Genomic DNA, 12,570 nt, shown 5'->3' on the forward strand with positions numbered 1-12,570 from the left:
ATGACTAAAACTGCTCAATCGGTATGGGAAAACTGTTTGTCCTTTATAAAGGATAATATTCAAGACCAAGCATATAAAACTTGGTTCGAACCAATCAAATCAGTTGAGCTAACCGATAACGCATTATACATTCAGGTTCCAAGTAAATTTTTCTACGAATGGCTCGAAGAGCATTACGTAAAATTATTGAAAGTTGCGCTTACCAAAGAACTGGGAAAAAACGCAAAGTTACTCTATAAAATTAAAATGGAGAACACTTATGGCAATAAACAGCCGTTTACCGAGCAGCTGCCAAGTGCCAACAGAGTGCCAATGAAACCGCAAGAGGTTGATGCTCCGTTTAAAAACTTAAATCCCGAACTAAAAAATCCTTTTGTAATTCCTGGAATCAGAAATTTAAAAATTGAGTCTCAGTTAAATCCGAACTACAGTTTTGACAATTTCTTAGAAGGAGATTCCAATAGATTAGCCCGTTCTGCTGGTATGGCGGTTGCCAATAAACCAGGGGGCACTTCATTTAATCCTTTATTGATTTTTGGAGGAGTTGGTTTAGGGAAAACACACTTAGCGCACGCTATAGGTGTAGAAGTAAAAGACAAATATCCAGAAAAAACCGTTTTATACATTTCTGCTGAAATTTTTACACAGCAATACATTGATTCTGTTAAAAAGAATAATCGTAATGATTTTATTCACTTTTATCAGCTAATCGATGTTTTAATTATTGACGACGTTCAGTTCTTATCTGGAAAATCTGGAACACAAGACGTATTCTTCCACATTTTCAACTATTTGCACCAAAACGGAAAACAAGTAATCTTAACTTCTGACAAAGCTCCTGTTGATATGCAGGATATCGAGCAGAGATTATTGTCTCGTTTCAAATGGGGATTGTCTGCAGAATTGCATCAGCCAGATTACGAAACTCGTATTTCAATCTTAAAAAATATTTTATATCGTGATGGTGTTGAAATGCCAGAAGATATTTTAGAATATGTTGCTCGAAACATTAAATCAAATGTTAGAGAATTGGAAGGCGCAATTATCTCGTTAATCGCCCAATCTTCTTTCAACAAAAAAGAAGTTACGATCGAACTGGCAAAAAGCGTTGTAGAGAAATTTGTTAAAAACGTTAAAAGAGAAATCTCTATCGATTATATCCAAAAAATCGTTTCAGATTATTTCCAATTAGATATTGAAACACTTCAATCTAAGACTCGAAAGAGGCACGTGGTGCAAGCAAGACAATTAGCCATGTTCTTTGCTAAAAAATTCACCAAAGCTTCTTTGGCTAATATTGGTTCGCAAATTGGAGATCGCGATCACGCAACTGTTCTTCATGCTTGCAAAACAGTAGACAACTTAGTTTCTACAGACAAACAATTTAAAAAGTTTGTTGAAGACATCAATAAAAAACTAACGCTTTAATACGCCCCATGCCTGTAAAAATCTTAATGGTTTGTTTAGGGAATATTTGCAGATCTCCTTTAGCGGAAGGAATTTTAGCCTCTAAATTGCCTCAAGATCTTTTTTTAGTTGATTCTGCAGGAACAGGTTCTTGGCACGTGGGCCATTGTCCTGACAAACGTTCTATTGAAGTTGCCAAAAAATACGGAATCAATATCAGCTCGCAAAAAGGAAGACAGATAAAAGTCTCTGATTTTGATGAATTTGATTATATCTACGTGATGGATAATTCAAATTTTAGAGATGTTCTCCATTTGGCTAAAACTCCAGAACATAAAAATAAAGTCCGTTTAATTTTAAACGATTTATTCCCAAACGAAAACGTCGATGTTCCTGATCCGTATTACGGTTCTGCCAACGGTTTTGAAAACGTTTATAAAATGTTAGACGAAGTGACTGATCTAATTGCAGATCAGCTTCTTAAAAAACACTCCTAATCAGATTCAATTGTTTCTAAAAAAGAGATAGTTGAATTTTTTAATTTTAAACAAAAGCACATGAAATCTTTCGGAAAATTATATCTAATTCCAACTACAATGGGCGAAAGCGATCCGATGGATGTTTTGCCGCAAACTGTTAGAAGAACGATAGAAGTTATCGACCATTATATTGTTGAAAATGATAAAACAGCCCGAAAATCAATAAAAGCAGTTTATCCCGAAAAAAAACAATCTGAACTGGTGCTTTTTACTTTAAACAAAAGAACAGAAACCAGCGAACATAACGATTTTATCAAACCTTTGCTGGATGGAAAAAACATGGGGCTAATGAGCGAAGCCGGCTGCCCTGGAGTTGCCGATCCTGGTGCTGCAATTGTAAAACTGGCACATGAAAAAGGAATTCAAGTTGTGCCTTTAGTCGGTCCTTCTTCTATCCTACTGGCCATGATGGCTTCTGGAATGAATGGACAGAGTTTTACTTTCAATGGTTATTTGCCAATTGATAAAGACGAGAAAAAATCGGCAATTCGTCATTTCGAGAAATTATCTTATGATAAAAACCAATCTCAACTATTCATTGAAACTCCGTACAGAAATAACAAACTGATTGAAGACCTTTTGCAGATTTTAAGTCCAGCAACTCATCTTTGCATTGCCGCTGATATTACTTTGCCAACAGAATTCATAAAAACCATGAAAGTTTCAGATTGGAAAAAATTAAAAATTGACATTGATAAACGTCCTGCGATTTTTATTATTCATAAAATGTAGTGGCAAACTAACGATTATATCTCAAAAAGTTTCCCTAATCAGACTTCACCATGAGCAAACTCCCAAAAGTAACCACAAGCATTTTTACGGTAATGTCAAAAATGGCAGCCGAATACAATGCCATAAATCTTTCTCAAGGATTTCCAAACTTCCCCGTAGATGAAAGACTGACAGATATTGTTGCCCGATTAGCTAAAGAAAATGTGCATCAATACACACCAATGGCAGGTTATCCGCCCCTGATGAACAAAATTGCGAAGCTGACTCAGGATTCTTATAACAGAACAATCGATCCAGATACTGAACTTTTGGTTACAGCGGGCGCAACGCAGGGAATTTTCACCACAATTTTGGCTTTAGTAAAAGAAAATGACGAAGTAGTTATTCTCGACCCGAGCTATGATTCGTACGAATCTCCTGTTTTACTTTGTAAAGCAAAACCCGTTCGAGTAGCTTTAAATGACGATTATACGCCAAATTGGGAAAGAATCGAAAAAGCTTGTTCGGAAAAAACAAGCTTGATGATTATCAATAATCCGCATAATCCGACGGGGAAAATTTTAACCGAAAATGATTTTATTCAGTTAAAAAATCTTCTTGAAAAATATCCAAACATTATCATTTTATCCGATGAAGTTTACGAGTATATTACTTTCGAAGAAAAACATATCTCGGCACATACCAAAGATTTCCTTTTAGACCGTTGTGTAATGGTTTCTTCTTTTGGAAAATCATTTCATATAACAGGCTGGAAAATTGGCTATACGATTGCGCCAGAATATTTAATGAAAGAAATCAAGAAAGTGCATCAGTTTTTGGTTTTTAGCGTAAATAGCATTTCACAATTTGCCATCAGCGAATATTTAGATGTTGTTGATGTCAATCTACTCGGAAAATTCTATCAGGAAAAACGTGATTATTTCCAAAAACTGCTTCAAAACAGCCGATTTGAATTGAAACCTTGCGAGGGAACTTATTTTCAGGTTGCTTCTTATGCCAACATTTCAGATGAAGATGATGTTCTTTCTGCAAAAATCTAATCATCGATCATGGCGTTGCAGCAATTCCAATTTCAACATTTTACTCCGATCATAAAGACCAGAAATTGATTCGTTTCTGCTTTGCAAAAGATAATTTGACTCTCGAATCAGCAGCAAAAAAACTGTGCGAAATATAAAGTTTATTAAAATTTTATAACAATATTATGCGTGCATCCTATTTTTTTAATTAATATTGTAAAAAAAGAAAAGTATGAGCTATACAGATAAAATGTTACGCGATGATGCCTTAAAAGGCAAAGTTATTGTAGTTACTGGGGGCGGAAGCGGTTTAGGAAAAGCAATGACAAAATATTTCTTAGAATTGGGCGCTCAAGTAGCGATTACTTCTAGAGATTTAGAAAAACTAAAAACAACAGCTGCTGAACTGGAAAGCCAAACTGGCGGTAAATGTCTACCTCTTCAATGTGATGTTCGCCATTACGAAGAAGTAGAAAATATGCTGCAAGCAACTTTAAAAGTTTTTGGAAAAGTTGATGTTCTTTTAAATAATGCTGCAGGAAATTTTATTTCTCCAACAGAAAGACTATCTGCAAATGCATTTGATACTGTAATAGATATCGTGCTTAAAGGTTCTAAAAACTGTACGCTTGCTTTTGGAAAACACTGGATCGACACCAAACAGACTTCGGCAACGATTTTGAATATAGTAACTACTTACGCTTGGACAGGATCTGCTTATGTTGTGCCTAGTGCTACGGCAAAAGCGGGAGTTTTGGCAATGACCAGAAGTCTTGCCGTAGAATGGGCTAAATACGGAATTCGCTCTAACGCGATTGCACCGGGACCTTTCCCAACAAAAGGCGCTTGGGACAGATTACTGCCTGGCGACCTTTCAGAAAAATTTGATATGGCTAAAAAAGTGCCGCTAAAAAGAGTTGGAGACCATCAGGAATTAGCCAATTTGGCTGCTTATTTAGTTTCCGATTTTTCATCTTACATCAATGGAGATGTTATCACGATTGATGGCGGCGAATGGTTAAAAGGCGCTGGACAATTCAACTTGCTAGAAGCAATTCCAGAAGAACTTTGGGATCAGCTTGAAATGATGATTAAAGCAAAAAAGAATAAATAATTACAAGTGCTTACTAAATTCAGAATATTTTTTTAATCTATACTGATTGCACGAAATCCCGAAGGTTTACTTTCGGGATTTTTTTTATACTTTTTAGCATATAATTAATAATCATTTTAACCATATAAGTAATATTAGTTCAGCTAAATACTGTTTTATTTAAATATTCTGCTACTTAAATTTGCTTACATTAGTTATATGGTTAAATCACATAATATGTTTAGGAATTCAGTTAAATTATTAATTTTGTCAAACAAATATCTAACAAAAATTTTATGCTCATTATTGGACTTGCAGGAGGAACAGGAAGTGGAAAAACAACGGTAGTACACCAAATTATGAACGAATTGCCAGACACTGAAGTTGGCGTAATTTCTCAAGATTCATATTATAAACAAACCGATAATTTATCTTTTGACGAAAGAGCATTAATCAATTTTGATCACCCTCGTGCCATAGATTTTGAATTATTGGTAAAACATTTAAAAGCGTTAAAAGCTGGTGAGACTATCGATCAGCCTGTATATTCTTTTATTCAGCATAACAGAACCGACGATACGGTTTCGACACATCCGAGAAAAGTAATGATTGTGGAAGGAATCTTAATTTTAACAAATCCTGAATTGCGCGATATGTTCGATATCAAGATTTTTGTTCACGCAGATTCTGATGAAAGATTAATTCGTCGTTTAAAAAGAGACATTTCTGAAAGAGGCCGTGATATTGACGAAGTTTTAAACCGCTATCAGACAACGTTAAAACCTATGCATGAGCAATTTATAGAACCATCTAAAGCTTTTGCAGACATCATTATCCCGAATGACAAATACAATACGGTAGCCATTGATGTAGTTCGTGCTGTAATTAATCAGAGAATTTCATAATTTTTATCGTAAATTTAAACCATAATAATCTAGGAGCTGGTTCCCGCTTTCGCTTTTGTTCCCGATAAAGAAAACCTACGGCAAAAAAGCTTTGTTTTCTAAATCGGGAGATACCGGCTCAAACGAAGTTCACTGAACACAAATAAAAAACAACGACTCGGTAAAGTAATCAGGGCTAAAGACAACACTAAAATACAAAAGAAATATTCGTTAAAATGAAATTTAAAAATCCATACAAAGACAAAAGATGGTTTAAATACCTTGGAAACAAATACGTTTGGGTTTTGCTGTTTTTTATTGTTTGGATGTTGTTTTTAGATAATTACTCTTATTTTGACCATCGCTTTTTAGACGAGCAGATACACGAACTTGAGGATAATAAAAAATATTATCAGGACGAAATCAAAAAAGATCAGGAGCAGATCAAACTGCTCAAAAATCCAGAACAAATTGAAAAATACGCTCGCGAAAAATATTTCATGAAAAAAGACAGCGAAGATATTTATATCATACAATTTGAAGGAGATACTATCCAAGAAAAAGAATAATCAAAAAAAATACAATGGCCACTAACCTATTCGACGATTTTAATCCGATTTCATCCAAACAATGGAAACAAAAAATTCAGTTTGAATTAGATGGAGCCGATTACAATCAAACTGTTATTTGGAATTCACCAGAAGATATTCAGGTAAAACCATTTTACCACAGCGACGAGTTTACAAAAGCTGCAGATGTAAATACTCAAGCGTCAGATTTTAAAATCTGCCAGAATATCTTTGTTTTTGATGTAGAAAAATCTATCGAAAGAGCTTTAAACACTTTGGAAAGAGGTGCAGAAAGCCTTCGTTTTACAATCGAAAATGATAAAATTGATGTTCAAAAACTACTAGAAAATCTTCCTTTAGAAAACAAAACCGTTTACTTTAATTTCAGTTTTATCTCAATCGATTTCGTTAAAAAATTAGACACTATTTCAATCCAGAAAAAAGCTAATTTTTACTGCAATTTTGATCCAATTGGGCATTTGGCGCGAGAGGGAAATTGGTTTACAACTTCTGAGAAAAATAATTTTGAAACCTTAGCTTTACTTTTTAAAAATACAGCCAATTTAAATTTATTGAGTGTAGATTTAGGTTTATATCAAAATTCTGGAGCAAACATCACACAGCAAATTGCATACAGCTTAGCACAAGCAAACGAATATTTGAACCGTTTTGCTGATAATACAAAATTTATAGTTTTTGAAGTTTCTGTCGGAACAAATTATTTTTTCGAAATTGCTAAACTTCGCGCCCTTCGAATGCTTTTTGATTTAATCGCTGCGGAGTATAATTCGAAAATCAAATGTCATATATTGGCAACCCCAACAAAACGCAATAAAACGATTTACGATTACAATGTAAATATGCTGCGTACGACAACCGAGTGTATGTCTGCAATTTTAGGGGGCGCAGATGCCATTGCCAATTTACCTTACGACGCGTTGTACCATAAAGACAACGAATTTGGGGATCGAATTTCAAGAAACCAGCTTTTGATTTTAAAGCACGAAAGTTATTTTGATAAAGTAAACAATCCTGCTGATGGAAGTTATTATATCGAAAGTTTAACCATGCAATTGGCAGAAAAAAGCTTGGCTTTATTTAAAGATATTGAAGCAAACGGCGGTTTCTTGAAGCTTTTAAATGATGGCATAATTAAAAAGAAAATTCAAGAAAGTGCCAATAAAGAGCAGGAATTATTCGATTCTAAAAAAGAAATTTTGTTAGGCACGAATAAATACCCGAACAAAGAAGACCGAATGAAACATGATTTAGAATTGTTTCCTTTTGTGAAAATCAAACCAAGAAAAACATTAATTACTCCAATTATAGAAAAAAGATTGGCAGAGAAAATGGAGCAGAAAAGATTGGAATTGGAATAATCTCTGGAAACGTAATTAATTAAAAATTCAAAAAAAGTGTCTCAATGATTAGAAAAGACCTTAAACATATTACTCTTCAAAATCAAAAGTCGAAAGCTGAAAGTCAAGAACAAAACTCGACAGACAACTTTACGACGGCTGAAGGAATTGAAATCAAAAAAAACTATTCGGAGAAAGATATCGAAGAGTTGGAATTTCTTGATTTCGGAGCTGGTTTTGCGCCAAACTTACGCGGACCATACGCTACCATGTATGTCAGACGCCCGTGGACCATTCGCCAATATGCAGGATTTTCTACAGCTGAAGAAAGCAATGCATTTTACAGAAAAAATTTAGCTGCAGGTCAAAAAGGGCTATCTATTGCTTTTGACCTACCGACGCATCGCGGTTATGATTCAGATCATGAAAGAGTTGTTGGCGATGTTGGAAAAGCAGGTGTAGCCATTGATTCTGTAGAAGACATGAAAGTGCTTTTCGATCAGATTCCGTTAGATGAAATGTCTGTCTCCATGACAATGAACGGAGCCGTTTTACCTATTATGGCTTTTTACGTTGTTGCCGCAGAAGAGCAAGGCGTTAGTCCCGAAAAACTGGCCGGAACAATTCAAAATGATATTTTAAAGGAGTTTATGGTACGAAATACTTATATCTACCCTCCAACTCCTTCAATGAAAATTATCGCAGATATTTTTGAATTTACGAGCAAAAAAATGCCGAAATTCAATTCGATATCTATTTCTGGCTACCATATGCAAGAAGCTGGAGCAACTGCAGATATTGAATTAGCCTATACTTTGGCCGATGGATTAGAATACATTAGAACCGGATTATCAACAGGAATGACGATTGATGATTTTGCCCCGAGACTATCTTTCTTTTGGGCCATCGGAATGAATCATTTTATGGAAATTGCCAAAATGAGGGCCGGCCGTATGATTTGGGCAAAATTATTACAGCAGTTTAATCCTAAAAGCGATAAATCATTGGCACTGAGAACACACTGCCAAACCAGCGGATGGAGCTTGACAGAACAAGATCCGTTTAACAATGTTGCCAGAACTTGCATAGAAGCTGCTGCTGCCGCTTTTGGAGGAACGCAATCTTTGCATACAAACGCTTTAGACGAGGCTATCGCGCTTCCAACAGATTTCTCTGCGAGAATTGCCAGAAATACTCAAATATTTCTTCAAGAGGAAACTAAAATCACTAAAACGGTAGATCCTTGGGCAGGAAGTTATTATGTTGAAAGTTTGACAAACGACATTGTTGAGAAAACTTGGAAATTAATAGAGGAAGTTGAAGAACTCGGCGGAATGACCAAAGCAATTGAAGCAGGAATTCCGAAACTTCGAATTGAAGAGGCTGCCGCAAGAAAACAGGCAAGAATTGACAGCGGACAAGATATTATTGTTGGCGTTAACAAATACCGTTTAGAAAAAGAAGATCCTTTAGATATTCTTGATGTAGACAATCAATTAGTTCGTAAGCAGCAAGTGGAACGTCTTGAAGAATTAAAACGAACTCGAGATACTGAAAAAGTAAATAAGTCACTAGAAAAATTAATCCATTGTGCGCAAACTGGGCAAGGAAACTTATTAGAAAATGCGATTGAAGCCGCTAGAAACAGAGCTACATTAGGTGAAATCAGTACGGCATTGGAAACTGTTTTTGGCCGTTTTAAAGCACAAATTAAATCTTTTAGCGGAGTGTATAGTGCAGCGATAAAAAATGACGAGAATTTTGAAAAGGCGAAACAACTGGCAGATGTTTTTGCAAAACAAGAAGGAAGACGCCCTAGAATTATGATTGCTAAAATGGGACAAGATGGCCATGACCGTGGTGCAAAAGTAGTTGCAACAGGTTATGCAGATGTAGGTTTTGACGTTGACATTGGCCCTTTATTTCAAACTCCGGCAGAAGCGGCAAAACAAGCTGTCGAAAATGATGTTCATATCTTGGGAGTTTCATCACTTGCCGCTGGACACAAAACATTGGTTCCTCAAGTTATTGAAGAATTAAAAAAACACGGACGAGAAGATATTATGGTAATTGTGGGCGGTGTTATTCCGTCTCAAGACTATCAATTCCTGTTTGATGCGGGTGCATCGGCGGTTTTTGGACCTGGAACTAAAATAAGCGAAGCGGCTATAAAAATCTTAGAAGCTTTAATCGATTAAAAAGAAAAATCCCTTTTAAAAGGGATTTTTCTTTTTTTCATTTAGTCGTTTACTGTTGCGTTACTATCAGCCTCTATAAAAGAAAGATCGTAACCTGCAAAATCTCTCATATAGCTTTTCAAAGATGTTCCGAAAGCATCTCTAAAATGTCTGCTTCCTTTATTTTTGAAAAAGTTCTTTACAGAACCTGCACCGCCTAAATGCGCTGCGGCTAAAATTCCAGATTCGGTAATTTCAATACCGCTGATGATTTTGCCTTCGTACTTTTCGATTTCGTTACGTAAAATCCATTTGTTTTTGGCCAATAAAGCCATAAAAGCTTTTTCCTGCAGAGCAGGATCTTTTAAAAAGGCTTTGTTATCATTAATTCCAATTGCTCTCAAAGCTTTAGAACCAAATTGATATTTACCCATATAACCAAGGGAATTTACTAGTCTGTATTGCCCTTGCGATTCTTTAAAAGCTACTGCTTCTTTAAATCCTATAAGATGATTTCCTGTGTATGGGACGTTGGTGTTTGGATAATCATCCTTTTCTTTTGATGGAAAAATGTATTCTGATCCATCTGTTTTTTCAATTAAAAACCAAGGTTTGGTTTCTTTTTCTGAGGGAATAAATCCCAAACTTAAAAATGTAATAATAACGACTAAACTCGCATAAAAATACCATTTCTTTATCATAAATTGTTTTTCTTCAAGACGCTGTCACCCTCTTGAAATTTCTACGCTGCAAAGATAAGCTATTTTAAAAATATGCTTAAAACCAAGGCATTAGCGTTTTTTACGTAAAATCGTAAATCGCTTTCATCCCAGTTATAGTAATGGATTCCGAAAGATTTTGAGTTTCTATTTTTCGACTCCAAAACCGAAAATTGAGATCAAAAAAAATCGTTTTTTATATAAATTTTAAGCAAATTTCACCAAAAAGAAAGAATTTACTTATGTAAAAATCATCATTTTTTATGCAAATCTTGAAAACCGCTTTCTGAATTTTATAAAATTTGACATTAAAAAATGTTTATTTTTTTATTACTTCAACGCAAAAAACATACAAAATAGCAATTTCATAATTTTTCAATTCCAAAAGCATTTTACTTCAAAAGAAATAAAAAAAACCGAAGCAATATTGGCTTCGATTATAAATATTTTAACGGACAATTAAATTATCTAGTTACTCCCTGACTTGCGATCCAGTCAGAATATTTTTTTGCATTTACATTGTGTTCTGCCAGTGTTGCAGCAAACTCGTGATATCCGAAACGGTCAACGCTTGCACAGAAATAAATATAATCGTTCTTCTCAGGATTCAAAACTGCTTCTAATGCTGTAATATCAGGCATCGCGATTGGTCCAGGGGGAAGTCCTTTGTTGACATAAGTATTGTAAGGAGACCTCATTACCAAATCATTGTAAAAAACTCTTTTAATAACTTGGTCAAAATTATTGTCTCTTAATTTTAAAGCATAAATAACTGTTGGATCTGCTTGCAAAGGCATTTCTAATCGCAAACGATTTAAATAAACTCCGGCAATGCGAGGCCTTTCATCTTTTTTAACAGATTCTTTGTGCACAATTGAGGCCAGAATTGTTGCCTGTACAGGTGTTAGACCTTGTGCTTTTGCTTTAGCGATTCTATCAGCTGTCCAAAAATTATGATATTCTTTTATCATTTTATCACGGAACTTTTCTGCCGATGTATTCCAATAAATCTCATAAGTATTTGGAATAAACATTGCAAAAACGTTATCTTCATTAAATCCGTTTGCTGCTAAGAATGTCGAATCTTTAATCGCTTTCAATAGAGATAAACTATCAGCTTCAATTTCTTTTCCAATTCTTCCAGCAAAATTTTCTAAACGCTCCTGATTATTAAAAACCAACTTAACCGGAATATTAGAACGCATTGCTCGCACTAGATCGATATTATTCATATCTTTCTTTAAAAGAAAACGACCCGATTTTACATTTTGCGGATAGTCTCTTTTTTCGGCAACCAATTCAAAATTGTCAAAATTCTTTACGTAAGGCGCCAATATTTTCTTTACATCAGCATAGTTTGCATCTGTTGGCACATAGACGTACACTTCTTTTTCTTCAAATTTAGTATTAGAACTAAATATTTTACTTATTAATATAAAACCATAAATCAACAAAACTGAAATGATGGCTACAGCACTTATAGTGATTATTTTTTTTAGACTCAAAGCTTAAAATTTAAATTTGTTTATTAATTAGCTGAAAAATTGCTTCATCATGATAGTGGTTATGATACAAAATCCAGTCTTTCTTTATTCCGATTTTCTTAAAACCAAATTTAGTAAAAAGTGCAATACTCGCTACATTTTGCACACCAATATTTGCATACAATTGATGCAGGTTTAAATTATGAAAAGAATATTTTATTAAAAGCTCTAAAGCCTCAGAACCAATGTTTTTTCCTTGGTTTTCTTCTTTCTGAATGACAATGCCAATTCCTGCCCTATTATTTCTAGGATCAAAATCAAACAAATCAATCAACCCAATTGCAGGAAAATCTTCATCTTGACAGATTGCCAAACGAAGCTGTTTTGCTTCATAAATATCCTGATGGGCATTCTCTAAATATTGCTTAATCAAAAAACGGCTGTATGGAGTCTGCGTATTGCTTACTTCCCAGATATTTTCATCATTTTCTATAGAATAAATGAATTCTAAATCTTGAGGTTCGAGTGCCCGCAAATAAATCGAATCGCCTTTTAATGTTATCATCTGAAAATTTTAAATTGGAATTTG

At 34.6% G+C, this 12,570-nt stretch carries 11 protein-coding genes and 1 pseudogene; 9 read left to right on the forward strand and 3 right to left on the reverse strand.

What is annotated here, in order from left to right; all coding sequences use genetic code 11:
- From dnaA to scpA, 9 genes and pseudogenes are all read left to right on the forward strand, one after another.
- A complete protein-coding gene (gene dnaA, locus N4T20_RS00005) occupies window positions 1–1,428 on the forward strand; it encodes a chromosomal replication initiator protein DnaA (RefSeq protein ID WP_095931847.1) in 1,428 nt (475 codons plus the stop codon).
- 8 nt (window positions 1,429–1,436) lie between these two features.
- Window positions 1,437–1,904, forward strand: coding sequence for a low molecular weight protein-tyrosine-phosphatase (locus N4T20_RS00010; RefSeq protein ID WP_260671145.1), 468 nt, complete (start codon window positions 1,437–1,439; stop codon window positions 1,902–1,904).
- A 60-nt stretch (window positions 1,905–1,964) separates the two neighbouring features.
- On the forward strand, window positions 1,965–2,678 hold the full coding sequence (locus tag N4T20_RS00015; RefSeq protein ID WP_260671146.1) for an SAM-dependent methyltransferase: 714 nt from the start codon (window positions 1,965–1,967) through the stop codon (window positions 2,676–2,678).
- A gap of 50 nt (window positions 2,679–2,728) precedes the next feature.
- A pseudogene (locus N4T20_RS00020) lies at window positions 2,729–3,855 on the forward strand (methionine aminotransferase).
- 74 nt (window positions 3,856–3,929) lie between these two features.
- Window positions 3,930–4,811, forward strand: a complete 882-nt coding sequence (locus N4T20_RS00025; protein WP_260671147.1) for an SDR family oxidoreductase — start codon at window positions 3,930–3,932, stop codon at window positions 4,809–4,811.
- Window positions 4,812–5,086: 275 nt separating this feature from the next.
- Window positions 5,087–5,695, forward strand: coding sequence for a uridine kinase (udk, locus tag N4T20_RS00030; RefSeq protein WP_008467967.1), 609 nt, complete (start codon window positions 5,087–5,089; stop codon window positions 5,693–5,695).
- 215 nt (window positions 5,696–5,910) lie between these two features.
- Window positions 5,911–6,243, forward strand: a complete 333-nt coding sequence (locus N4T20_RS00035) for a septum formation initiator family protein (RefSeq protein ID WP_260671148.1) — start codon at window positions 5,911–5,913, stop codon at window positions 6,241–6,243.
- A 14-nt stretch (window positions 6,244–6,257) separates the two neighbouring features.
- Complete coding sequence (locus N4T20_RS00040) at window positions 6,258–7,622, forward strand: methylmalonyl-CoA mutase subunit beta (RefSeq protein ID WP_260671149.1); 1,365 nt, start codon at window positions 6,258–6,260, stop codon at window positions 7,620–7,622.
- A gap of 44 nt (window positions 7,623–7,666) precedes the next feature.
- Window positions 7,667–9,799 (forward strand): methylmalonyl-CoA mutase, encoded by a 2,133-nt coding sequence (scpA, locus tag N4T20_RS00045; RefSeq protein ID WP_260671150.1) that lies wholly within the window; start codon window positions 7,667–7,669, stop codon window positions 9,797–9,799.
- 41 nt (window positions 9,800–9,840) lie between these two features.
- On the opposite strand, the gene N4T20_RS00050 is transcribed toward scpA, so the two are convergent.
- From N4T20_RS00050 to N4T20_RS00060, 3 genes are all read right to left on the reverse strand, one after another.
- Window positions 9,841–10,479, reverse strand: a complete 639-nt coding sequence (locus tag N4T20_RS00050; protein WP_260671151.1) for a peptidoglycan-binding protein LysM — start codon at window positions 10,477–10,479, stop codon at window positions 9,841–9,843.
- A 482-nt stretch (window positions 10,480–10,961) separates the two neighbouring features.
- Window positions 10,962–12,002 (reverse strand): endolytic transglycosylase MltG, encoded by a 1,041-nt coding sequence (mltG, locus tag N4T20_RS00055; protein WP_260671152.1) that lies wholly within the window; start codon window positions 12,000–12,002, stop codon window positions 10,962–10,964.
- Between the two features lie 10 nt (window positions 12,003–12,012).
- Window positions 12,013–12,546 (reverse strand): GNAT family N-acetyltransferase, encoded by a 534-nt coding sequence (locus tag N4T20_RS00060; RefSeq protein WP_260671153.1) that lies wholly within the window; start codon window positions 12,544–12,546, stop codon window positions 12,013–12,015.
- Between the last annotated feature and the right edge of the window lie 24 nt (window positions 12,547–12,570).

The sequence above is a fragment of the Flavobacterium sp. TR2 genome, from assembly GCF_025252405.1.
Classification (GTDB): Bacteria; Bacteroidota; Bacteroidia; order Flavobacteriales; family Flavobacteriaceae; genus Flavobacterium.

Coding starts and splice junctions, on each gene's coding strand:
- dnaA (WP_095931847.1), top strand. CDS start 1: ATGACTAAAACTGCTCAATCGGTATGGGAAAACTGTTTGTCCTTTATA.
- N4T20_RS00010 (WP_260671145.1), top strand. CDS start 1,437: ATGCCTGTAAAAATCTTAATGGTTTGTTTAGGGAATATTTGCAGATCT.
- N4T20_RS00015 (WP_260671146.1), top strand. CDS start 1,965: ATGAAATCTTTCGGAAAATTATATCTAATTCCAACTACAATGGGCGAA.
- N4T20_RS00025 (WP_260671147.1), top strand. CDS start 3,930: ATGAGCTATACAGATAAAATGTTACGCGATGATGCCTTAAAAGGCAAA.
- udk (WP_008467967.1), top strand. CDS start 5,087: ATGCTCATTATTGGACTTGCAGGAGGAACAGGAAGTGGAAAAACAACG.
- N4T20_RS00035 (WP_260671148.1), top strand. CDS start 5,911: ATGAAATTTAAAAATCCATACAAAGACAAAAGATGGTTTAAATACCTT.
- N4T20_RS00040 (WP_260671149.1), top strand. CDS start 6,258: ATGGCCACTAACCTATTCGACGATTTTAATCCGATTTCATCCAAACAA.
- scpA (WP_260671150.1), top strand. CDS start 7,667: ATGATTAGAAAAGACCTTAAACATATTACTCTTCAAAATCAAAAGTCG.
- N4T20_RS00050 (WP_260671151.1), bottom strand. CDS start 10,479: ATGATAAAGAAATGGTATTTTTATGCGAGTTTAGTCGTTATTATTACA.
- N4T20_RS00060 (WP_260671153.1), bottom strand. CDS start 12,546: ATGATAACATTAAAAGGCGATTCGATTTATTTGCGGGCACTCGAACCT.